The sequence below is a fragment of the Streptomyces sp. SirexAA-E genome (assembly GCF_000177195.2).
Classification (GTDB): domain Bacteria; phylum Actinomycetota; class Actinomycetes; order Streptomycetales; family Streptomycetaceae; genus Streptomyces; species Streptomyces flavovirens.
Window position 1 is genome coordinate 3,436,011 of the sequence record NC_015953.1, and the last position, 21,758, is coordinate 3,457,768.

The 21,758-nt window shown below is 71.6% G+C and carries 21 protein-coding genes; 4 read left to right on the top strand and 17 right to left on the bottom strand.

Annotated features, from left to right (window positions below; all coding sequences use genetic code 11):
• Positions 1–74 precede the first annotated feature (74 nt).
• From SACTE_RS15250 to SACTE_RS15295, 10 genes are all read right to left on the bottom strand, one after another.
• Positions 75–488, bottom strand: coding sequence for a DUF3151 domain-containing protein (locus SACTE_RS15250; protein WP_014046925.1), 414 nt, complete (start codon positions 486–488; stop codon positions 75–77).
• A 3-nt stretch (positions 489–491) separates the two neighbouring features.
• Positions 492–1,979, bottom strand: a complete 1,488-nt coding sequence (locus SACTE_RS15255; protein ID WP_014046926.1) for an MFS transporter — start codon at positions 1,977–1,979, stop codon at positions 492–494.
• 316 nt (positions 1,980–2,295) lie between these two features.
• Positions 2,296–3,489, bottom strand: a complete 1,194-nt coding sequence (locus tag SACTE_RS15260) for a MalY/PatB family protein (RefSeq protein WP_014046927.1) — start codon at positions 3,487–3,489, stop codon at positions 2,296–2,298.
• A gap of 87 nt (positions 3,490–3,576) precedes the next feature.
• Complete coding sequence (fbaA, locus tag SACTE_RS15265; protein ID WP_014046928.1) at positions 3,577–4,599, bottom strand: class II fructose-bisphosphate aldolase; 1,023 nt, start codon at positions 4,597–4,599, stop codon at positions 3,577–3,579.
• A gap of 190 nt (positions 4,600–4,789) precedes the next feature.
• Positions 4,790–5,329, bottom strand: coding sequence for an orotate phosphoribosyltransferase (gene pyrE / locus SACTE_RS15270; RefSeq protein ID WP_019992566.1), 540 nt, complete (start codon positions 5,327–5,329; stop codon positions 4,790–4,792).
• A gap of 67 nt (positions 5,330–5,396) precedes the next feature.
• Positions 5,397–6,191, bottom strand: coding sequence for an aldose 1-epimerase (locus SACTE_RS15275; protein ID WP_014046930.1), 795 nt, complete (start codon positions 6,189–6,191; stop codon positions 5,397–5,399).
• 30 nt (positions 6,192–6,221) lie between these two features.
• Complete coding sequence (locus SACTE_RS15280; RefSeq protein WP_014046931.1) at positions 6,222–7,244, bottom strand: SRPBCC domain-containing protein; 1,023 nt, start codon at positions 7,242–7,244, stop codon at positions 6,222–6,224.
• Positions 7,245–7,325: 81 nt separating this feature from the next.
• Entirely contained in the window at positions 7,326–8,924 is a 1,599-nt protein-coding gene (locus tag SACTE_RS15285) for a polyamine aminopropyltransferase (RefSeq protein ID WP_014046932.1), read from the bottom strand.
• A gap of 102 nt (positions 8,925–9,026) precedes the next feature.
• Positions 9,027–9,548: a DUF2617 family protein gene (locus tag SACTE_RS15290; protein WP_014046933.1), complete on the bottom strand. Its 522-nt coding sequence runs from the start codon at positions 9,546–9,548 to the stop codon at positions 9,027–9,029.
• A 353-nt stretch (positions 9,549–9,901) separates the two neighbouring features.
• Positions 9,902–10,186, bottom strand: a complete 285-nt coding sequence (locus tag SACTE_RS15295; protein WP_014046934.1) for a hypothetical protein — start codon at positions 10,184–10,186, stop codon at positions 9,902–9,904.
• A gap of 127 nt (positions 10,187–10,313) precedes the next feature.
• Between SACTE_RS15295 and SACTE_RS15300 the strand changes: the two genes are divergently transcribed.
• A complete protein-coding gene (locus tag SACTE_RS15300) occupies positions 10,314–11,498 on the top strand; it encodes a pyridoxal phosphate-dependent aminotransferase (protein ID WP_014046935.1) in 1,185 nt (394 codons plus the stop codon).
• Positions 11,499–11,627: 129 nt separating this feature from the next.
• Here SACTE_RS15300 and SACTE_RS15305 read toward each other — a convergent pair whose 3' ends face one another.
• The 3 genes from SACTE_RS15305 to clpB all read right to left on the bottom strand — a co-directional run bounded on the left by SACTE_RS15305 (position 11,628) and on the right by clpB (position 16,479).
• Complete coding sequence (locus SACTE_RS15305; RefSeq protein WP_014046936.1) at positions 11,628–12,188, bottom strand: YbjN domain-containing protein; 561 nt, start codon at positions 12,186–12,188, stop codon at positions 11,628–11,630.
• 71 nt (positions 12,189–12,259) lie between these two features.
• Positions 12,260–13,525, bottom strand: coding sequence for an MFS transporter (locus tag SACTE_RS15310; protein WP_014046937.1), 1,266 nt, complete (start codon positions 13,523–13,525; stop codon positions 12,260–12,262).
• A 353-nt stretch (positions 13,526–13,878) separates the two neighbouring features.
• A complete protein-coding gene (gene clpB, locus SACTE_RS15315; RefSeq protein ID WP_014046938.1) occupies positions 13,879–16,479 on the bottom strand; it encodes an ATP-dependent chaperone ClpB in 2,601 nt (866 codons plus the stop codon).
• 143 nt (positions 16,480–16,622) lie between these two features.
• On the opposite strand from clpB, the gene SACTE_RS15320 reads away from it, so the two are divergent.
• A complete protein-coding gene (locus SACTE_RS15320; protein ID WP_014046939.1) occupies positions 16,623–17,024 on the top strand; it encodes a TIGR03618 family F420-dependent PPOX class oxidoreductase in 402 nt (133 codons plus the stop codon).
• A gap of 100 nt (positions 17,025–17,124) precedes the next feature.
• On the opposite strand, the gene SACTE_RS15325 is transcribed toward SACTE_RS15320, so the two are convergent.
• Together SACTE_RS15325 and SACTE_RS15330 are read right to left on the bottom strand one after the other, a co-directional pair.
• The gene (locus SACTE_RS15325) at positions 17,125–17,445 is read right to left on the bottom strand and encodes a hypothetical protein (protein WP_014046940.1); all 321 of its coding nucleotides are present in this window, start codon (positions 17,443–17,445) and stop codon (positions 17,125–17,127) included.
• Complete coding sequence (locus SACTE_RS15330) at positions 17,442–17,723, bottom strand: 5'-nucleotidase (protein WP_226995163.1); 282 nt, start codon at positions 17,721–17,723, stop codon at positions 17,442–17,444. The genes SACTE_RS15325 and SACTE_RS15330 overlap by 4 nt, the downstream gene beginning before the upstream one ends.
• Before the next feature lie 152 nt (positions 17,724–17,875).
• On the opposite strand from SACTE_RS15330, the gene SACTE_RS15335 reads away from it, so the two are divergent.
• Both SACTE_RS15335 and SACTE_RS15340 read left to right on the top strand, forming a co-directional pair.
• Complete coding sequence (locus SACTE_RS15335; protein ID WP_014046942.1) at positions 17,876–18,856, top strand: regulatory protein; 981 nt, start codon at positions 17,876–17,878, stop codon at positions 18,854–18,856.
• A 172-nt stretch (positions 18,857–19,028) separates the two neighbouring features.
• Positions 19,029–20,036, top strand: coding sequence for a helix-turn-helix transcriptional regulator (locus SACTE_RS15340; RefSeq protein ID WP_014046943.1), 1,008 nt, complete (start codon positions 19,029–19,031; stop codon positions 20,034–20,036).
• 40 nt (positions 20,037–20,076) lie between these two features.
• Here SACTE_RS15340 and SACTE_RS15345 read toward each other — a convergent pair whose 3' ends face one another.
• Both SACTE_RS15345 and dnaJ read right to left on the bottom strand, forming a co-directional pair.
• Positions 20,077–20,523 carry a helix-turn-helix domain-containing protein gene (locus SACTE_RS15345; RefSeq protein ID WP_014046944.1) on the bottom strand — a complete coding sequence of 149 codons (447 nt, stop codon included), beginning with the start codon at positions 20,521–20,523 and terminating at the stop codon, positions 20,077–20,079.
• A gap of 1 nt (position 20,524) precedes the next feature.
• On the bottom strand, positions 20,525–21,721 hold the full coding sequence (dnaJ, locus tag SACTE_RS15350) for a molecular chaperone DnaJ (RefSeq protein WP_014046945.1): 1,197 nt from the start codon (positions 21,719–21,721) through the stop codon (positions 20,525–20,527).
• Positions 21,722–21,758: the final 37 nt, after the last annotated feature.

Genomic DNA, 21,758 nt, shown 5'->3' on the forward strand with positions numbered 1-21,758 from the left:
TAGACCCGGGCGGCCCGGTACGCCCCGGGCCCCGCAGACGGTGCCTGCGGGGCCCGGGTCAGGGAACTGCGGGGTCAGCCGAGGGTGTCGGCGGCCGTCTGCGAGGAGTCGCGCAGGAACGTCGAGCAGCGCTCGTACTCCGCCTGCTCGCCGATGGCCTGCGCGGCACGCGCGAGGGCGTGCAGGGCGCGCAGGAAGCCGCGGTTCGGCTCGTGCTCGAAGGGGACGGGGCCGTGGCCCTTCCAGCCCGCCCGGCGCAGGGCGTCGAGGCCACGGTGGTAGCCGGTGCGGGCGTACGCGTACGACTCGACGACCCGGCCACCCTCGAACGCCTCGTCGGCGAGCTGCGCCCACGCCAGGGAGGACGTGGGGTACTTCGCGGCGACATCGGCGGGCGCCGTGCCGGCGGCGAGCAGCTCACGCGGCTCCGGGTCGTCGGGCAGGTGGGTCGGGGCGGGGCCCCCGAGCAGGTTCTCGTGGATGGACATGGCTCAAGTGTGCCTGGATCCGCGTTCCGGCTCCAAGGGCGGGGCCGAGACCCCGCAGTGCATCGCGCAGGCGGGCTGCGGCTTCGGCGCCAGGGGCGCCCGTACCGCCCACCAGGCGATGGCCGATCCCGCGACGAGCAGCCCCGCGCACATGGGCATCGCACGCCGGAACGTCGCCGCGAACTCCCCGGCGTCCCGGTACGCCTCCGGCCCCATCCCGGCCAGCAGCGGCAGTGCCGCCACCGCGAGCAGCCCCGCGGCCCGGGCGGCCGCGTTGTTGACGCCGCTGGCGAGCCCGGCCCGCCCGGTGTCCACGGCCGCCAGCACGCTCGCGGTGAGCGGTGCCACCAGGACGACCATCCCGGCACCCAGCACCAGGACGGCGGGCAGCACGTCCTTCCCGTACGAGGCGCCCTCGCCGACCCGCAGCATCAGCAGCATCCCGGCGGCGGCCACCAGCGGCCCCACGGTCAACGGGATCCGGGGGCCGATACGCCGCCCGAGGTCCCCGGCCCGGGCGGAGAAGAGCAGCATGAGCACGGTCGTGGGCAGCAGGGCCGTGCCCGCGCCCAGCGCCGAGTATCCGGCCACGACCTGGAGCTGGATCGCGGAGAGGAAGAAGAAGCCGCCGAGCGCCGCGTACACACAGAACGTGACGACGTTGACGGCGGTGAACTGGCGGGACGCGAAGATCGACGGCGGCACCATCGGGTCGGCCAGCCGCCGCTCCAGCCGGACGAACACGGCACCGAGCAGCACCCCGGCGAGCGCCGCCCCCACGACGACGGCCGACGCGCCCCGCGCCGGGACCTCGATCAGCGCGTAGGTGACCAGGGCGAGCGCGAGAGCGGCGGACACCGCCCCGCGTACGTCGAAGCTCCCGTGGGCCGCCGGGTCCCGGGACTCCGGTACGTGACGCAGGGCGACGGGAACGCAGATCGCGGCGAGCGGCAGATTGAGCAGGAACACCCACCGCCAGCCGGGCCCGTCCACGAGCCAGCCCCCGACGAACGGCCCGATCGCCGACCCGACCCCGCCGAGCCCCGACCAGAGCCCGACGGCACGCGCCCGGTCGTCCGGGTGGAAACTCGCCTGGATGAGGGCCAGCGAACCGGGGGTGAGCAGGGCGCCTCCGATGCCCTGGAGCGCACGGGACGCGACGAGGACGCCCGCGTTCGGGGCCAGCCCGCAGAGCAGCGACGCCACGGCGAACCAGACGATCCCGACGACGAACACCCGCCGTCGGCCGAACCGGTCCCCGAGCGCCCCGCCGAGCAGGATCAGCCCGGCGAGCGTGAGCATGTAGGCGTTGACGGTCCACTGGAGCGCGGCGAGATCCGTACCGAGGTCCCGCCCGATCCGGGGCAGGGCCACGTTGACGACCGTCGAGTCGAGCATGGCCATGCTCGACCCCAGCACGGTCGCCAGAATCACCCACCGCCCGGTCGCCGAAGCGACCCGGATCCCGTCACCCTCCGCGACATCTCCCATACGAGCAGCATCACCGCTCACCCCGCCCCCGGCCACTCCCGGACCACGCACCCCGCCGCGCCCACTCCCCCGGCGCTCGATGCGGCGCCCCGGGGCGGAGCCCGGAAACCGGCCCGTCCGGCCCCCGGCACTTCCCGGGCAGCGCACCCGCCACCGCCCCAGCCCCTCCGGCGATCGAGGAGCGGGGCCGGGGCGGAGCCCCGCAACCCAGCCCGTCCGGCGCTTGAGGACACCAGGGGCCCGGGGGCTGAGCCCCCGGCTTCGGGAACAGGCGGGGAGGGGACGAGCCCGCGCGGCGCCCGCCCACCGGCTCCCTCTACCGCACCGCCCCCAGCCCCCGCACCAACGCCTCCACGCCCGCCTCCACCTTGCTCCGCGGGCACCCCGCGTTCAGCCGCAGGAACCCCGGTGCCCCGTACACCCCACCCGGCATGATCGCGACCTTCTCCCGCTCGATCAGCACCCGCTGCAACGCCTCGTCGTCGACACCGCCCGCACAGCCCACCCCCAGCGGCCGAAGATCGATCCACGCCAGATAGCCCGCCTGCGGCGGCTCCCACGCCAGCTCGGGAAACGCCCCGTTCAGCCGCTCCGCGATCAGCTCCAGGTTCCCGGCGACGTACGCCCGGGCCGCGTCCAGCCACGCCGCCCCCTCCCGGTACGCCGCGATGTGCGCGGTCAGCGACAGCACCGCCGGCGAGGCGAGCCCTTCGGCCGTCTCCATGCGGCGCAGGAACTCCGCCCGCTCCGCCGGGTCGCCGATGAACCCGTACGACCCCGTCAGCGCCGGGAAGTTGAACGACTTCGACCCGGAGGTGATCACCGCCCAGCGCCCGTCGCCCCCGGCCCCGTCGCCCCCGATCCGTGTCCACGGCACGTGCCGGTACCCGTCGTGCACGAAGTCCGCGTGGATCTCGTCGCTGATGACCGCGACCCCGTGGTGCCGGGCGAGCGCGGCCGTCTCCCGCAGCTCGTCCTCCGTCCACACCCGACCCGTCGGATTGTGCGGCGAGCACAGCACGAGCACCTTCGCGTCCGGCCGCGCCAGCTCCCGTTCCAGCGCCTCGCGGTCCCCCACCGGCACGCCACGCAGCTCCCGCCCCAGCCCGGTGACCGCCTTGCGGAAACCGTCGTACGTGGGGGTGTGGACGACGACGCCCTCGCCCTCGGCCGTCCACATCTGGAGCAGTTGCGAGAGCTGGCTCAGCACGGACGGCCCGTAGACCAGCCGGCCGGTGTCGGCATCGGCGCCGTACCGGGTCGCGTACCAGTGCGCGATCGCCGACCGGAAGTCGTCCTGCTGCCAGGTGGTGTAGCCGAGGACCCCGTGGTCGAGCCGGGCCCGCAGCGCGGCCAGCACCTCCGGCGCGGTCTCGAAGTCCATGTCGGAGATGGTGAAGGGCAGCAGCCCGTCCACCCCGAACCGGTCGGCGACCCCGTCCCACTGGACGCACCAGGTGCCCCGGCGGTCGATGACGGTGTCGAAGTCGTAGCGCGCACGCGTACTCACAGCAGTTCCTCCGGGTCGTCCGGACGTGCCACGGGCCCGGCTCCCCGTGAAGGGAGGACCGGGCCCGGGACGTCCGTGCGTACGTACTTACTTCAGCTTGGTGCCCGTGGAGCGCAGGTTGGCACAGGCCTCCGTGACGCGCGCGGCCATGCCCGCCTCGGCGGACTTGCCCCAGCTGCGCGGGTCGTAGACCTTCTTGTTGCCGACCTCGCCGTCGACCTTCAGCACGCCGTCGTAGTTGCGGAACATGTGGTCCACGATCGGGCGGGTGAAGGCGTACTGGGTGTCGGTGTCGAGGTTCATCTTCACGACGCCGTTCTCCAGCGCGGTGGCGATCTCCTCGGCCGTGGAGCCGGAGCCGCCGTGGAAGACGAAGTCGAACGGCGACGTCTTGCCGTACTTGGCGCCGACGCCCTCCTGGAGGTCCTTGAGGAGCTCCGGGCGCAGGACGACGTTGCCCGGCTTGTAGACGCCGTGGACGTTGCCGAAGGACGCGGCCAGCAGGTAGCGGCCCTTCTCGCCCAGGCCGAGCGCCTCGGCGGTGCGGAGCGCGTCGTCGACGGTCGTGTACAGCTCGTCGTTGATCTCGTGGGTGACGCCGTCCTCCTCGCCACCGGTCGGGGTGATCTCCACCTCAAGGATGATCTTGGCGGCGGCGGCCTTGGCGAGCAGCTCCTGACCGATGGCCAGGTTGTCGGCGAGGGTCTCGGCCGACCCGTCCCACATGTGGGACTGGAACAGCGGGTTCTGGCCCTTGGCGACGCGCTCGGCGGAGACCTCGATCAGCGGGCGGACGTAGCCGTCCAGCTTGTCCTTGGGGCAGTGGTCGGTGTGCAGGGCGACCGTGATGTCGTACTTGGCGGCGACGACGTGCGCGAACTCGGCCAGGGCGACCGCGCCCGTGACCATGTCCTTGTTGTACTGGCCGCCCAGGAACTCGGCACCACCGGTGGAGATCTGGACGATGCCGTCGCTCTCCGCCTCCGCGAAGCCGCGCAGCGCAGCGTGCAGGGTCTGGGTCGACGTCACGTTGATGGCCGGGTAGGCGAACTTGCCTGCCTTCGCCCGGTCGAGCATCTCGGCGTAGACCTCGGGGGTTGCGATGGGCATCTGTCCGCTCCTTGGGATGTGCGGGTGTGCGTGCTGGTCCCTGACCTGGGGGGCGACGTCATCGTCGGCCCCCATCTTTCCAGACTCCCGCTCCGGCTCCACCCCGCCCGGGCCCACAGATGCGGGGCGAACGGGACCGAGGGGTGGACCGTTTCACGTGAAACGGTCCACCCCTCGGGAAACGTGCAGGTCAGGCCAGGCCGAGGTCGGCGACCGAGTACACGTGGAGGTACGGCAGCCCGGCCTCGGCGATGGCCGGTGCGGCGCCCCGCTCCACGATCACGGCGACGGCGACGACCTCACCGCCGGCCTCACGCACCGCCTCGACCGCGGTCAGCGGCGATCCGCCGGTGGTGGAGGTGTCCTCGACGACGAGGCAGCGGCGCCCCCTGACGTCGGTGCCCTCGATGCGGCGCTGCATCCCGTGGGCCTTCTGCGCCTTGCGGACGACGAAGGCGTCCAGGCGCCGGCCTCGCGCCGCGGAGGCGTGCAGCATCGACGTGGCGACGGGGTCGGCGCCCAGGGTCAGGCCGCCGACACAGTCGTAGTCCAGCTCGGCGGTGGCGTCGAGCATCACCTGGCCGACCATCGGTGCGGCCTCGCCGTCCAGCGTGATCCGGCGCAGGTCGATGTACCAATCGGCTTCCAGCCCCGAGGAGAGGGTCACCTTGCCGTGCACCACGGCCTTGTCCTTGATCTGCTGGAGCAGCTCAGCACGTACGTCAGTCATGCCCACGAGGGTAAGCGCTGGCACCACCGCACCCGCCCCCGGCAGCCCCGGCCCGCACCAGGTGCGGTCAGAGCCGGGTCCAGCTCCACGTCGAGGCGATCTCCAGGGGATCGATCGGGGTGACGAGCCGGGGGGTGGTGTTCAGCCCGTTCGGCGGGCCCGACTGGGGCTCCACGCAGACCGCTTCGGCCTGCTCGTCGTAGATCACGACCCACTCGTCGCGACTCTTGACGGTGAGCTCCAGCTGCTCGGGCCAGGTGAGCTTCACCTCGACGCCGTCCGGCATCCCGAAGCAGTCGTCCCAGGGGCCGGGCCGGGGGTCGATCCGGTGACCGGTCGGAAGGTGGTCGTCGCCCCGCTCCTCCTGCCAGGCGGCCTCGAAGTCGATGCGCACGTCCTGACCACCGGTGTTGCGGAGGAACCAGGGGTGCCATCCGGCCTGGGCCGGGAAGGAGTTCCCGTACGTCTCGACGCCGAGGCGGAGCGTCAGCGCGTCCTCGGTCAGCTCGAAGGACTGGGTCACCCGCCCCTTGTACGGCCACGGGTCGGCCAGGTCGTAGAAGAAGGCCGCTTCCGCGTCGTCCTGTCGGGCGAGCTGCCAGGCGGTGTCGCGCCCGGTGCCGTGGATGGCGTGCGGCGGGGAGTTCAACGGCATCTGGTGGAGGTCGCCGCCGTTGCGGAACAGCCCGTTCTCGGTACGGCCGCACCAAGGCACCATCGGGAAGCAGCCGTACCGCTCGCCCTGGCGCAGCAGTTCGGTACCGCCGATCCGGAAGCTGCTGATCCGGCAGCCGTGGACGGGGTCGACGGTCAACTCGGCGTCGCCGGCGGTCAGCCGGACATTCTTCGTAGCTCTGCTCACGCCTATGACACTACTGGCGCGGCGCCGCCTTCACCGCCGTCGCCGCAGGGCCCGGCCGACGACCACGGCGGAGGCGATCGCCAGCGCGGCGGCCGGAGCGATCCAGCGCAGGGTGATCCCCGCGACGCCCGATTCGGGCGAGGGCACGGGAGCGTACCGACCGCGCGGCGGGGCGTGGTCGACCTCCTCGGTGCTGCGGCCGATCATCGTGCGGCGGGCGTGCGCGGCCTCGGCCGGCGGCTCGTCGGGCACGCCGAGCTCCAGATCCGGGGAGGCATCGAGGGACGACGGCGGTACGGGTGCATCGAACACGGAATCCATGTCGGACGCCATGTCGGACGCCATGTCGGACGCCATGTCGGATTCCGCGTCGAGCTCCGCATCCGACTCAGCGCCGAGGGCCGGTTCACCGGTCGGAGCGGAGTCGGCGGGCTCCGAAGCGGCGGGCTCCGAAGCGGCAGATTCCGGAGCAGCGGATTCCGATACGGCAGGTTCCGATACGGCCGACGCGTCACCCGGGGATTCCGCTCCGGAGACACCGGAAGCACCGGAAGCACCGGAAGCACCGGAGACACCCGAAGCATCGGCCGCGCCCGCGGCCCCTTCCGCGTCCCGCGACGCCAGGGACTCCGTGACCAACTGCTGGACGAAACGGTCCAGCAGTCGCTGGGCCGCGGCGAGTGCCGCCGCGTCCTCCAGGTCCAGGATGCGGCCGTCACCACTGGCCGCCCCGGCGAAGCCGATGGTCGTGCCGCCGTCCGTCGGTGCGAGGCTCACGATCAGGGCCAGCTTCGCGGAGCCCGCGCCCCGGGCCTCCACGCCCTCCCCCGCCACGGAGAACGTCTCGCCCCCGTCGGCGGGCCGCAGGGTCAACGCCCCCCGGTAGGTGATCGTGTGACCGCCGGCCCGCACCTTCAGCCGACCCGCCAAGGGGCCCGCCGCGGCGTCGGCGTCCTGCTGGAAGCCGGGGACGCACCGAGCGACGGCGACGGGATCGGCCAGCGTCCGCCGAAGGGACGCGACCGGAACCGGGACGAACACCTCATGCTCCATACCGACCGAGCCTACTCAGCCTCGGCCGTCCCGTCAGCGCTTCCCCGGCCCCGTACACACCCGTGTACTCCCCGTGTCCGCTCACGGCTCCTCCCAGTACCGGGGGTGCACCAGCGTCGACGGCGGTGACTCGGGCGGCCGGACCCGCTCCGCGGAGCGGCCGGCCGCCAGCAGTTCCCGCTCCCCCAGCGACCTCAGGCCAGGAGCGCCCGCCCCCAGGCTCAGCGGGACCGACGGATCCCGGCCGGCCAGCACGAACCCCCAGTCGTGCGGCGCCTTGGACGTGTCCCTGGAGCGGTCCGGTCCCGCGGCGAAGCCGACGAGCCGCCCCTCGACGCGGTACGGGCGGGTGGAGAGTCCGCCCGCGCGCATCGACGCCTCCACCGTCCAGAAGGTGGCGGGCCTGCTGTCCAGCGGCCCCGCGTGCACCACCAGTCGGCCGCCCGGCTCCAGGGCGCCCGCGACCAGACCGTAGAACTCCGCCGAGTAGAGCTTGGTGCTGGCCGTGATCCCGGGGTCCGGCAGGTCCGAGATGACCACGTCGTAGCGGCCGTGCCGGGAACGGAGCCAGGTGAAGGCGTCTCCCGTGACCGCCGTCAGCCGCGGATCGTCGTACGCGTGGGCGTTGAGCCCGGACAGTGCCGGGTCCGTGCGGGCCAACCGGGTGACGGCCGGATCGAGCTCCACGACCACGACGGACTCGACGCCGGGGTGGCGCAGGACCTCCCGGGCGGCCAGTCCGTCACCCCCGCCGAGGATCAGCACCCGTGCGTGCCGCCCCGCCATCGCCGGGTGCACCAGTGCCTCGTGGTAGCGGTACTCGTCGCGGGAGCTGACCCGCAGCCGGCCGTCCAGGTAGAGGTCCAGGGAGCCCCGGCCCGCCCCGGTGAGGACGACCTCCTGCACCCCGGTCTGCTCGGCGACCCGCACGTCGCCGCCGTACACCGCGCGCCGCGCCGCCCGCTCGAAGTCGTCGACCAGGACCGTCGCCGTGGCCAGCAGGGCGATCACCGTGACGTTGACCGTGATCAGCAGCCAGCGGGACCGCGCGTCCAGGTCACGCCGGAACACCCACAGCACCAGTGCCCCGCCCGCCGCCGCGTTGATCGCGCCGGTGAACAGCGCGCCGGTGAGCTGGCCCATCAGCGGCAGCAGCAGGAACGGGAAGGCGAGCCCGCCCACCAGCGCCCCCACGTAGTCGGCGGCGAAGAGATCGGCGACCGCCCCGCCCGCGTCCTGCCGGTCGACCCGCTGGATCAGCGTCATCAGCAGCGGGATCTCCGCCCCGATGAGGACGCCGATCGCGAGCGAGAACCCCACCAGCGCGTACCGCGACTCCCCGAGCCACGCGAAGGACGCGTACAGCACGAGCGCCGAGGTCCCGCCGATCAGTGCGAGGGCGGCCTCCAGCAGACCGAATCCGACCGCGGCCCGGCTGCGTAAACGTTTCGCGAGGAGCGACCCGATGCCCATCGCGAACACCATCACGGAGAGCACGACAGAGGCCTGGGTGACCGAGTCGCCGATCAAGTAGGAGGCCAGCGCCACCAGTTCGAGCTCGTACACCAGGCCGCACGCGGCACAGACGAACACCACGGCCAGCACCAGGAAACGGCCGGTCCGCGGCCGTACGGAAATCCGCGCCGCGCCCCCTCGCAGCGACGTCTGCTGGTCGATCATGAAGGGAACGCTACGTCACTGCGCCGTTGCTGCTTGTCACCCACACGGGTGCAAGTGCGGCCCGGACGGCGTGTTCCGGCCGCCGGCGGCCCCCGCCCCGGCTCACAGGGCGGGCGCCGCCATCCGTACGCCGACCCGCGTCCGGGTCACGACCAACTGCCCTTCCTGCGGGTACGCGTGCCACGTCCGCCAGCGCACCTGCCCCTCCGTCCGCTGTGCCAGCATCGCGGTGAACGCGTGCGGGCTGCCGGGAAACGTCCCCGCGAGGCCGTGCGGATGGTCGGCGACCAGGGCGAGCAGTTCCTGGGCGCGCCCGGCGAACGAGCCCTCGGAGAGCGTCTCGACGCGCGCCGCGAACTCGTACTCCCAGTCACCGAGCCGCTTGGCGACACCGAGGGGCAGCGGGGTGCTGCTGCCAGGGATGCAGGCCACGGTCTCGGAGCAGGACCCCCGCTCCTCTTCCAGCAGCACCTGATGGGAGGCTCCGAGCAGCCTCATCTGCAGTGTCGCGTCCCCCAGTCGGAGGTCGAGCACGGCGAGGGCGGGCAGCGGCTCACGGCCCAGCGCCCAGGCCAGGTCGGCGGCACGGGTGTCGGAATAGGCGGTCTGGAGGGTCGTGAGCATTGGATCGGCTCCGCACACACATGTGGAACATGGACAGGGGGTGCCCCCGGCGTCGCGCACGTGGGGGATGGGGGACGCCCGAACCGGTCCAACTGGGTTCCGGGGGCTGAATGTTCTTTACAACGAGGAAATCATGAAGTAAGCGACACTCGCAGCTTTTTTGCCCAACTCACCGTTGTTTCCATCCCCTCGGGGGCAGGACGGTTCAGGTGTTCCCGAAGAAGCCGCCACGGGACCGCACATGTACCGAGACCGATGCCAACGTGGCAGTGCCCGGCGGGAGTTGATCCGCCGGGCACCGTCATGGACGTACGGAGGTCTTCCGGGTGCCGGACGCGGCCGGCACCCGGCCCTCAGTCGCCGCCCCCGCCGCCGCAGCCACCGCCGCCCCCGCAGGAGTGGCCGCCGCCACCGCACGAATGCCCTCCGTGGTGCGATCCGCCGTCACCGGCCCACCAGCTGCCGCCGTCGGATCCTCCGGAGCCCCCCGAGCCCCCGGCGTCGCCGCCCCAGCTCCCGCGGCGGCCCCGTCCCCCGTATCCGGCCGACGGCTTCTTCCGGCCACGCGTTCCCGAGGCGAGCGCGGTGATCCCCAGCACCACGATCACGACGAACACGACGAAGAAGACCATCCCCATCGACCTCACCCTCTCCCTCTCCCCCGAAGCGAGGTCTCCCGCTTCCTGTGTGCCCGGGGGATTCCCGCGCCCCGCCCGGGCCAAAGCGGACTTGAGCAACTCCAGAGCTACGCCCAGGATGGCGCCCATGACACAGGGACGACCGCTGCTCAACCGCCGCCTCACCGCGTTCGGCACGACGATCTTCGCCGAGATGTCGGCGCTGGCCGTACGGACCGGCTCCATCAATCTCGGCCAGGGTTTTCCCGACACCGACGGGCCCGAGGAGGTCCGTGAGGCCGCGGTACGGGCCCTGCGGGCGGGCCACGGCAACCAGTACCCGCCCGGCCCGGGCGTCCCCGAGCTGCGCACGGCCGTGGCCGAGCACCAGCTGCGCCGCTACGCGCTGACGTACGACCCCGACAGCGAGGTCCTGGTCACCGCCGGCGCCACCGAGGCCGTCGCCGCCTCCCTGCTGGCCCTCGTGGAGCCCGGCGACGAGGTCATCGCCCTGGAGCCGTACTACGACTCCTACGCCGCCTGTATCGCCATGGCGGGCGGCACCAGGGTGCCCGTCACGCTCCGGCCCGACGGCGGCGCCTTCCGGCTCGACCTGGACGAGCTGCGCGCCGCCGTGACGCCCCGCACCCGCCTGATCCTCCTGAACACCCCGCACAACCCCACCGGCACCGTGCTCCGCCGCGACGAGCTGGCCGCCGTGGCCGAACTCGCCTGCGAACGCGATCTGCTCGTGGTCACCGACGAGGTCTACGAGCACCTGGTGTTCGAGGGCGAGCACATCCCGCTCGCCTCCTTCCCCGGCATGCGCGAGCGCACGGTGACCATCAGCAGCGCCGGCAAGACGTTCTCGTTCACCGGCTGGAAGATCGGCTGGATCACCGCGAGCCCGGAGCTGGTGACCGCGGTGAGGTCCGCCAAGCAGTTCCTGACGTTCGTCTCCGGCGGCCCCCTCCAGTACGCGGTCGCCGAGGCGCTGCGGCTGCCCGACCGCTACTTCGACGACCTGCGTGCCGATCTGCTCGCCAAGCGGGACCTGCTGAGCGACGGACTCGCGAAGGCCGGCTTCGGGGTCCACCGGCCCGCCGGGACGTACTTCGTCACCGCCGACATCCGACCGCTCGGCGGCGAGCGGGACGGTGTCGCGTTCTGCCGGGCCCTGCCGGAGCGGTGCGGGGTGGTCGCCGTCCCGAACGCCGTCTTCTACGACCACCAGGAACAGGGCGCGCCCTTCGTGCGCTTCGCGTTCTGCAAGCGGGTGGACGTACTCGAAGAGGCGGTCACACGGCTGAAGGGCCTCTCCACCGGACGGTGAGCCACCAAGCGGTGAGACACCGGGCGTTGCGACACCGGGCGTTGAGCCCCCGGACGGACGCGAGCCCGGCCGGGGCCGTGGTCCCCGAGGACCACCGCCGCCCGGCCGGGCTCGCGTCGCGGTGCGGGATCAGGCGTCCGGGGTCTGCTCCGCCGCCGCGCCGCCGCCCTCGGCGTCCTTCCCGGAGGGCTCCAGGCCCAGGCGCTCCACGAGCCACTTGTCGAACTCGATCGAGGCACGGACCCAGCTGACCGTCGAGGAGACGAAGTGCTCCAGGCTGACGCCGGTGCCGATGAGCATCTGCGCCTCACCGATCAGCCGGACCGAGGCGGCCGCGCCCTCCTCGCCCTCGTGCGAGTGCGTGTAGACCTTGGGCCACAGGGTGCGGCGGTTCCAGTCGTCGATCGCGTCGAGCAGCACGGCGCGCTGGTCGACCGCGTGGGGGCGGTCGTAGAACGTACGGACCGAGAAGACCTGCTGCTCCGCCTCGCCGCGGAACATGAAGTACGTGCGGAACTCCTCCCAGGGCGCGGCGAGGTCACCCTCGTCGTCGACGACGTACTTCAGCTCCATCTGCTCGAGAAGCTGCTTGACAAGGTCCTGGTCGGGGACGACGGGGCCCTCGGGTCCTGTCGGCTGCGGCTCGGGCTGGCCCCCGAAGCTGGGAATCGAGGACGGGTCGATAGACATCGCTGGGTACTCCTGTGGATCGCTCGTGGTTTCCTGCTCCCGACCCTAGCCGCGATCGGTCTCGGGTAGTCCTACGCCCTCAGGGGAATCGTCCCCGTGCCGGTGTCGCGGGCCCTCGCCCAGGCCACGGCCACCAGGACCGCGCAGAGGGTCCCCAGCAGACCGGTCCCGGCGATGGTGGCCGCCGAGGACCCGGAGAGCTCCGTGGCCAGTCCGCCCGAGGCGACACCGATGCCCTGCATGGCGATCAGCCCCGACCTGGCCAGCCCGAGCGCCTGCCCGCGCTGGTCCACGGGCGTGAGGAGGACGAAGGTGGCACCGGCGGTGATCTGGTACGCCGAGCACACGCCCGACAGCACCAGCAGCAGCACCGCGCCCCCGACGCCGGGGCCCGCCCAGTACAGGATCAGCGGCACGTTCGCGCCGATCGCCAGGGGACCGAGGAGCCGGCGCCGCCAGTCGTCCCCGACCGCGGTCCGGCCCAGCAGGGCCGCGCCCACCACCATGCCCGCCGGGTGCGCGGCCAGCAGCAGCCCGACCGCCGCTCCGCCGCCGCCCGCCTCCTGGGCGAAGGGCGCCGCCAGCCCCTCCGGCAGCACGATGAACCCGGCCAGCCACCCGAGCGCGACCAGCGACCGGAGCCGCGGGTCCGCCCAGATCAGCGCGACCGCGCTGCCGACCTGGAGGTGCACCCGCTTCTGTTCGGCGGCCCCGCCCTCGACGGGCCGTGCCTTCACACCGAACCGGATGAGGGTCGCGGAGAGCAGGAACGTCACCGCGTTCAGGCCCAGGGAGGCGTGGCTGCCCAGCCACACGACCAGCACACCGCCGCCGGCGAAACCGATCAGCTGCCCGGCCTGATGGGTGATCAGCATGACGCGCTGGCCGCGCTCGTACCTGCGCGGGCCGAGCACGGTGGGCAGCAGGGCGCCCTGAGCGGCACCGAAGGGCGCCTCGGCCAGCTGGGCCAGCACCAGCAGTCCGGCGAGCAGGGGCAGCGGTGTCCCGGGCAGGGCCATCAGGCCGACGACGACGGCGCGCGCCAGGTCGCACCGGACCATGACCGTGCGCCGTGGGAAGCGGTCCGCGAGGCCGGACAGGAGTACCCCGGACAGCAGGGCGGGCAGGGTCGTCAGTGCGTAGGTCGCCGCGGTCCAGCCCGCCGACTCGGTGCGTTCGAAGACCAGCAGCGACAGTGCCACACGGGCCAGCTGGTCTCCGAAGACCGACTGGGCATAAGCCGTCCACAGGGTACGGAATTCGCTGAGGCGAATGAGATTGTCACGTTTGCGATCTTTCGAGTCGAGACTTATCTCATCAGGTTTCCGTTCCGTCATGCGCGCACCTTACCGGCTGGTGAATTCCGCCTATACCCCCGCACCACACAGGAAAGGGGAGTCCAAAGTGTCCGGATATTCAGTGGATACCACTCATCCCCCCGGGAGTCGACGCCCTCGTACGCGAGCACACGGATATGTATCGCTCCGGTACAAATAACGCCCTTACCCTCGGTACCGCCTCTCGCATCCAGCCATCGAATGGAAATTTTCGGCTCGATTTCGCGGGCGCGCTCCCACCCGGCCGCCCATGCGATGGATGTCGGGTGCACGGAACAATGCGTGCGGACACACACGTGTCCCCGGCCGGTGCCTGTGCGGGCACCGGCCGGGGACACGGAACGGACGCGCGGCTACAGCGTCTTCGCCGCGGCGGCGGCCCCCACGATCAGACCGTCCCCGGCGCGGTCCACCCGCACCGTGTCGCCGTCCTTGATCTCGCCCGCGAGGATCTCCCTGGCGAGCCGGTCGCCGATCGCGGTCTGGATGAGCCGGCGCAGCGGCCGGGCGCCGTAGGCCGGGTCGTTGCCCTCCTCGGCCAGCCAGGCCAGCGCCTCGGGCGTGACGTCCAGGGTGATCCGCCGGTCGGCCAGCCGGCCGGCGAGGCGGTCGACCTGGAGGCCCGCGATGTGGGCCAGTTCGTCGGCGGAGAGCGCGGAGAAGACGACCAGGTCGTCCAGCCGGTTGAGGAACTCCGGCTTGAACGAGGCCCTCACGACCTCCAGCACCTGCTCCTTCTTCACCTCCGGCTCGGTCAGCGGGTCCACGAGGAACTGGCTGCCGAGGTTCGACGTCAGGACCAGGATGGTGTTGCGGAAGTCCACCGTCCGCCCCTGCCCGTCGGTCAGCCGGCCGTCGTCGAGCACCTGGAGCAGGATGTCGAAGACCTCGGGGTGGGCCTTCTCCACCTCGTCCAGCAGGACGACGCTGTACGGGCGGCGGCGGACCGCCTCCGTGAGCTGGCCGCCCTCCTCGTACCCGACGTATCCGGGCGGGGCACCGACGAGACGGGCGACGCTGTGCTTCTCGCTGTACTCGCTCATGTCGATGCGGATCATCGCCCGCTCGTCGTCGAACAGGAAGTCCGCCAGGGCCTTGGCCAGCTCGGTCTTGCCGACACCGGTCGGTCCGAGGAAGAGGAACGAGCCGGTGGGGCGGTCCGGGTCGGCGATCCCGGCCCGGGTGCGGCGCACCGCGTCGGAGACGGCCCGCACGGCCTCGGTCTGGCCGATCAGCCGCCGGCCGAGCTCCGACTCCATGCGCAGCAGTTTCTGCGTCTCGCCCTCCAGGAGGCGTCCGGCGGGGATCCCGGTCCAGGCACCGACGACGTCGGCGATGTCGTCCGGGCCGACCTCCTCCTTGACCATGGTGTCCTTGGCGGCCTCCTGCTCGGCCTCGGCCGCTTCAGCCAGCTCCCGCTCCAGGTTGGGGATCTCCCCGTACAGCAGCTTGGAGGCGGTGTCGAAGTCGCCGTCGCGCTGGGCGCGTTCGGCCTGGCCCCGCAGGTCGTCGAGGCGTTCCTTGAGCTCACCGACCCGGTTGAGGCCCTGCTTCTCCTTCTCCCAGCGGGCGGTGAGGCCGCGCAGCTCCTCCTCCTTGTCGGCGAGGTCGCGGCGGATCTTCTCCAGCCGCTGCTTGGATCCCTCGTCGGTCTCGTTCCTGAGCGCCAGCTCCTCCATGTGCAGCCGGTCGACGGAACGCTGGAGCTCGTCGATCTCCAGGGGTGAGGAGTCGATCTCCATCCGGAGCCGCGACGCCGCCTCGTCGACGAGGTCGATGGCCTTGTCGGGGAGGAAGCGGGAGGTGATGTAGCGGTCGGAGAGGGTCGCGGCCGCGACCAGCGAGGAGTCCGCGATCTGCACCTTGTGGTGGGCCTCGTAGCGGCCCTTGAGACCGCGCAGGATCGCGATGGTGTCCTCGACGGACGGCTCGGCGACGAGGACCTGCTGGAAGCGGCGCTCCAGGGCGGGGTCCTTCTCGATGCGCTCGCGGTACTCGTCGAGCGTGGTGGCACCGACCATCCGCAGCTCACCGCGGGCGAGCATCGGCTTGAGCATGTTGCCCGCGTCCATCGCGGAGTCGCCGCCGGCGCCCGCGCCGACGACGGTGTGCAGCTCGTCGATGAAGGTGATGATCTGGCCGTCGCTCTCCTTGATCTCGGAGAGGACGGTCTTGAGGCGCTCCTCGAACTCACCGCGGTACTTGGCACCCGCGACCATCGCCCCGAGGTCCAGGGAGACCAGCTTCTTGTTCCGCAGGGACTCCGGCACGTCACCCTTGACGATGCGCTGCGCGAGCCCCTCCACGACGGCCGTCTTGCCGACGCCGGGCTCACCGATGAGCACGGGGTTGTTCTTCGTACGGCGCGAGAGCACCTGCACCACGCGCCGGATCTCCTGGTCCCGGCCGATGACCGGGTCGAGCTTGCCCTCGCGTGCGGCGGCGGTGAAATCGGTGCCGAACTTCTCCAGGGCCTTGTACTGGCCCTCGGGGTCGGGAGTGGTCACCCGGCGCCCTCCCCTGCTCTTCTCGAACGCGTCCAGCAGCTTCTCGGCGCCGGCCCCCTGCTCCTGGAGGATCTCACCGGCACGGCCGCCCTTCGCCGCGACGGCGATCAGCAGGTGCTCGGTGGAGAGGTAGTCGTCGCCGAGCTCCTTCGCCCGCTGGTCGGCGTCGGCGAGGACGGCGAGCAGGTCACGGCTGGGCTGGGGCGGGGCGACGGTCGAGCCGGTGACACTGGGCAGCGAGCCGAGCAGCCGTTCGGTCTCCTCGCGCACGGCCACCTGGTCGGCCTCGACGGCGGCCAGCAGGTCGGTGATGTTCGCGTTGTCCTCGCCCGCGAGCAGCGCCAGCAGCAGATGTGCGGGGGTCAGGTCGGGGTGACCGTCCTTGACGGCCCTGCTGGTGGCCGCGTTGAGGGCATCCCGGCTCTTGTTGGTCAGCTCGGCGTCCACGGGCGCTGTCTCCTCCTCGTACGGGAACGGGTGGGTCGGGGAACCATGACTCCATCAACGAGTACAAAGTTGAGTCTATTCCACTCAAGCCTGAAACTCCGCCTCCGTCGGCCTTCCGGCACCCTTCTCTCTAGGCTGGACCCATGCCTGACGTACGCAACCCCGGCCCGGACTACCTCGCCTTCTGGCGGGAGCGCCATGTCTGCACACTGACCACGCTCCGCCCGGACGGGACGCCGCACGTGGTGCCCGTCGGCGTGACGTACGACCCGGACACCCTGACCGCACGGGTCATCACGAGCGGGAGGAGCCGGAAGGTCGCCCACGTCCTGGCGGCCGGCCCGGAGGGGGCACGGGTCGCGGTCTGCCAGATGCAGGGGCGCCGCTGGGCGACGCTGGAAGGGCGCGCGGTGATCCGTACGGAGTCCGGCCAGGTCGAGGACGCGGTACGCCGCTACACGGAGCGGTACGAGCGCACGCCGGCGCACAACCCCGAGCGGGTGGTCATCGAGATCGCCGTGGACCGGGCGCTCGGCAGGGGCTGAACCGCCCCCGGGCAGCACAACGGCGCCATCGTGTTCAGGTCACGATGGCGCCGCTGTGTGGGGGAAGCGCCTGAACGACATGGAACGACGGGGGAATCGTTCAGGCGCTGCGGGGGGTGGCGGAAATGGCTTCTTGTTCGAACAGCTCGTGATCGCGCTGGTCGAGATTGACGAAGATCATGCCGTACCTCACGGCACAGCGGACCGGCTGCGGAGCACCTCGGGGACGGCGGAGACAGCGGTAGGCGCGAATGTCGTCCTCCGCCTCCATCACGACGACGACCGGCTCTCCGAACAGGGTGACCATCAACGAATCGCCCTGGCGGGTCAGCGCCGTGAGCAGATCGATGAAATGCCACCCTGAGCGGTAGGCCGTGGCCATCTCCCGTCGAAAGGTGCGGTCGTCCGGTGGGGTGGTCATGCGCCCGCGCCGGCCGGAGCCGTGCCCCACGTGATGTCACCGGAGGTCGCGCCCCACGTGATGTCGCGCGGAGCCGCACCCCACGTGATGTCACCGGAGGTCGCGCCCCAGGTGATGTCGCGCGGAGCCGCGCCCCAGGTGATGTCGCCCTGAGCCGCGCCCCAGGTGATGTCACCGTTCACGGTCGCCGCCTGCTCGGCCGGCGCGGCCCCCCAGGTGATGTCGTGAACACCCAACGCGCCGTAGGCCAGGGCCCCCACGAAAGCAGTGGCAAGCACCGAGCGAAGCATTCGCTTAGACATTTCGGCTTCGTCCTCACTTGATGGATTCATCTCCCCCGCACTCAAGACGATGTCTCACGCGGACACGCAAGCACCACTGGATCGATGCATCATGTTCTTGCACGTTCAGGAACATGGGGGGTGGAGATATGGATACAAGCGGTTCAAAAGCGTCACATCCGCACGGGATCACGCAACTATGCGATGCGGGACAGCGCCTCTACGCGAGCGCGCTGCGGTCCGGCCGCATACCGCGTGCGGAGGTGGAACCGGCTCCGTGCCTGATGGACTTCGCCCTGCTCCACCCCGACCCGGACGACGCCGACTGGCTACGCCCCGTGCCGCCCTCGGCGGCCCTCGCCCAGTGGCTGCACCCCATCGAGAGGGAGATCCAGGAGCGCAGGCGCCACTCCCTGGAGCTGGCCGAGTCCTTCGAACCCTTCATGGACATCAGCGCCCAGGACCCGCCGACGACGCACGCCATCACCGTGCTCGAAGGCAGCACCCGCATCAACGCGGCCATCGACGTGGCCACGGCGGAGTGCCGCATGGAAGTGCTCACCGTGCAGCCCGGCGGGGTCCGGAGCGAGGACATCCTCAGCAAGGGGCTGGAACGGGGCAGGGCCGTGGTGGACCGGGGCGTCGGTATCCGCACCCTCTACCAGCACACGGTCCGCCACCATCAGGGGACGTTCGTGTACGCGGAGCGGCTCGCCGAGGGCGTGGAGATCCGCACGCTCGAAGAGCTCGTGGAACGCATGCTCATCTTCGACCGCACGGTCGCCTTCATTCCCGCTCAGGACGACCTGACGGTCGCGCTGGAACTGAGGCACCCGGGTCTCGTCTCCTATTTGATAAACGTCTTCGAGCAGCTCTGGCAACGCGCCACTCCCCTGCTGGAGGATATTCCGTACACCCCGACGACGGCCGGTATCAGCGGCGTCCAGCGCTCCATCGCCCAACTCCTCGTCGAGGGCCATGTCGACGACTCCATAGCGCGCAGGCTCGGCATGAACGTCCGCACCTGCCGGGCGCATATCGCGAAGCTGAACGCCGCACTCGGCAGCAGCAGCCGGGCCCAGCTCGGATACCTCATTTCACGGTCAGGAATCCTGGACCAGGATTCCTGACCGTGAATACCCCCGTGTCCTGCCAGGTGCCGCCGCCCGAAACCGGGAGCGGCAGCCCGGTCGTGGACGTACGGGGGTGCCCCGCGCGACCACGACACACCCACACTCCACCCGGCTACTAGGCTTGCGCCACCGGCAACTTGTTGCAGCGTACAAAGCGGGGGGCTCCCAGATGGGGACAGAACCAGCACAACCGCCGCACCGCCACGGACCGAGGGAGCTGTGCGCTCCCGGACTCGAGCTGTACGAACGGGCGTTGCGCCAGGGGAAGATCGCCCGTGGCGACCTCGTCACGGCACCGTGCCTCATCGACATGGCGCTGGTGCAGGCCGATCCCTGGGACGAGGACCGGATGCTCCCCGTCCCGCCGTCCGCGGCCCTGGCCCGTCTGCTGCAGCCGCTCACCCGCGAGATAGACGAGCGCATCGAGCTGACGCTCACGCTGGCCCGGTCACTGGCGCCGATGGCCGGCATAGCCGACGGCGACCCCCATCTGGCCATCACCATGCTGGAAGGGCCGGAGGCGATACGCGAGGCCATCCGGGAGGCCACCGCCCAGGCCACGACGGAGGTCCTCACGGCGCAGCCGGGGAGCGACCGCCCCCACGCCACCCTGCGCACCGCCCTGGACAACGCCCGGATCGCCATCGCGCAGGGCGCCAGGCTCCGACACATCTATCAGCACCCGGCGCGCTACAGCACCCAGGTCAGGGACTACCTGCACCTTGTCCCCGCGGAGTCCCTCCAGGTGCGGACCACCGAACTCACGGTGGAACGGCTGCTCATCTTCGACCGCACGGCTGCGTTCATCCCCGCCACCACCGACCGCAGTTCGGCGCTCCACATCCGCCACCCGGCGCTCGTGGCCTACCTCGCCCAGGTCTACGAGGTCCTCTGGGCCCAGGCCACCCCGTACACCGATCAGCTCCCCATCACCCCCGGCGCCCCGGTCACCGCCGTCCAGCAGAGCGTCGCCCGGCTCCTGGCGGAGGGCCACGTCGACGACGTGGTGGCCCGCAAGCTGGGCATCAGCGTCCGCACCTGCCGCTCGCACATCTCCAAGCTCATGCAGACGCTCGGCGCCCACAGCCGCACCCACCTGGGCGTGCTCCTCGTGCGGTCGGGCATCGCGGACACGGAGGCCGGGCCGCCCACGCCAAGGCCCGCCCCAGAAGCGTGAACTCCGGGAGCGGGCCCGAACAGCCGGCACCGCGCGTGCCTCAGTCCTTCGGCCTCTTGGGCCGCCAGACCACCAGCGCGCCGGTCTGCTGCACGTCCTGGTACGGCACCAGGTCGCGGCGGTAGGAGGCGTGCACCTGGGCCTCACGCTGCTGCATGGCCACGGCCGCGCCGTCCACCGCCGCGGAGAGCTCGGCGACGCGCTGCTGGAGCGCGGCGACCTGGTTCTCCAGCTCGATGATGCGCTTGATGCCCGCCAGGTTGATGCCCTCGTCCTGCGACAACTGCTGGACGGTGCGCAGCAGTTCGATGTCACGGGCCGAGTAGCGCCGACCGCGCCCGGCCGTGCGGTCGGGCGAGACCAGGCCGAGGCGGTCGTACTGGCGCAGCGTCTGCGGGTGCAGGCCCGAGAGCTGGGCCGCGATCGAGATCACGTACACCGGTGATTCGTCGGTCAGCTGGTACGGATTACGTCGACGGCCGTCCATCTCAAGCTCCCTTCGCCGCCTGGAACAGCTCCGCCCGCGGGTCCTCCCCCGCGGTCGCCTTGCGGTAGGCCTCCAGCGCGTCCTGCGCGTCCGCCCCGAGGTCCTTGGGGACGGCCACCTCCACGGTGACCAGGAGGTCGCCCCGGGTGCCGTCCTTGCGCACGGCCCCCTTGCCGCGGGCCCGCATCGTACGCCCGTTCGGCGTGCCCGCGGGCAGCTTCAGGGTGACCGGAGGGCCGCCCAGCGTCGGGACCTTCACCTCGCCGCCGAGAGCCGCCTCCACGAAGGTGACGGGCACGGTGACCGTGAGGTTGTCGCCCTTGCGGCCGAAGACCGGGTGGGCGTCGACGTGGACGACGACGTAGAGGTCGCCGGCCGGGCCGCCGCGCTCGCCCGGGCTGCCCTTGCCGCGCAGCCGGATCCGCTGGCCGTCCAGCACGCCGGCCGGGATCCTGACCTGCATGGTGCGGGAGGACTTGGCCCGCCCGCTGCCCTTGCAGACGTCGCAGGGGTCCTGGGCGATGAGGCCCCGGCCCTTGCAGTCCACGCAGGGATCGGTGAGCGAGAACCCGCCGCCGGTGCCCCGGGAGACCTGCCCGGTGCCGACACAGGTCGGGCAGACGCGCGGGGTGCCGTTCTTGTCGCCGGTGCCCGAACATGCCTTGCAGGGCGCCTGGCTGGACATCCGCAGCGGGACCGTGGCCCCGTCGACGGCCTCGGTGAAGCTGAGCGTCACCTCGGACTCGATGTCCTGGCCGCGGCGGGGCTGGACACGGGTGCCCGTGCCGCCGCGGTTGAACAGGCCGCCGAAGACGTCGCCCAGACCGCCGCCGCCGAACCCGCCGGCGCCGCCCTGGCCGCCGCCGCCCGGGGCCCCGCCTCCGAAGAGGTCCCCCAGGTCGAAGTTGAAGTTGCCGCCCGCGCCGCCGGCGCCGCCGGGACCGGGCCGGAAGCCTCCGCTGCCGAAGAGGGCGCGCGCCTCGTCGTACTCCTTGCGCTTCTTGGGGTCACCGAGGATGTCGTTGGCCTCGGAGATCTCCTTGAAGCGCTCCTCCGCCTTGGCGTCACCCTTGTTGGCGTCCGGATGGTACTCGCGGGCGAGCTTCCGGTAGGCCTTCTTGACCTCGGCGTCGGTGGCGTCCTTGGGGACGCCGAGGACCTTGTAGTAGTCCTTCTCGACGAAGTCCTTCGTGCTCATCGACGTCCCTCCTTCCGGACGATCGGCCGTGCGGCCG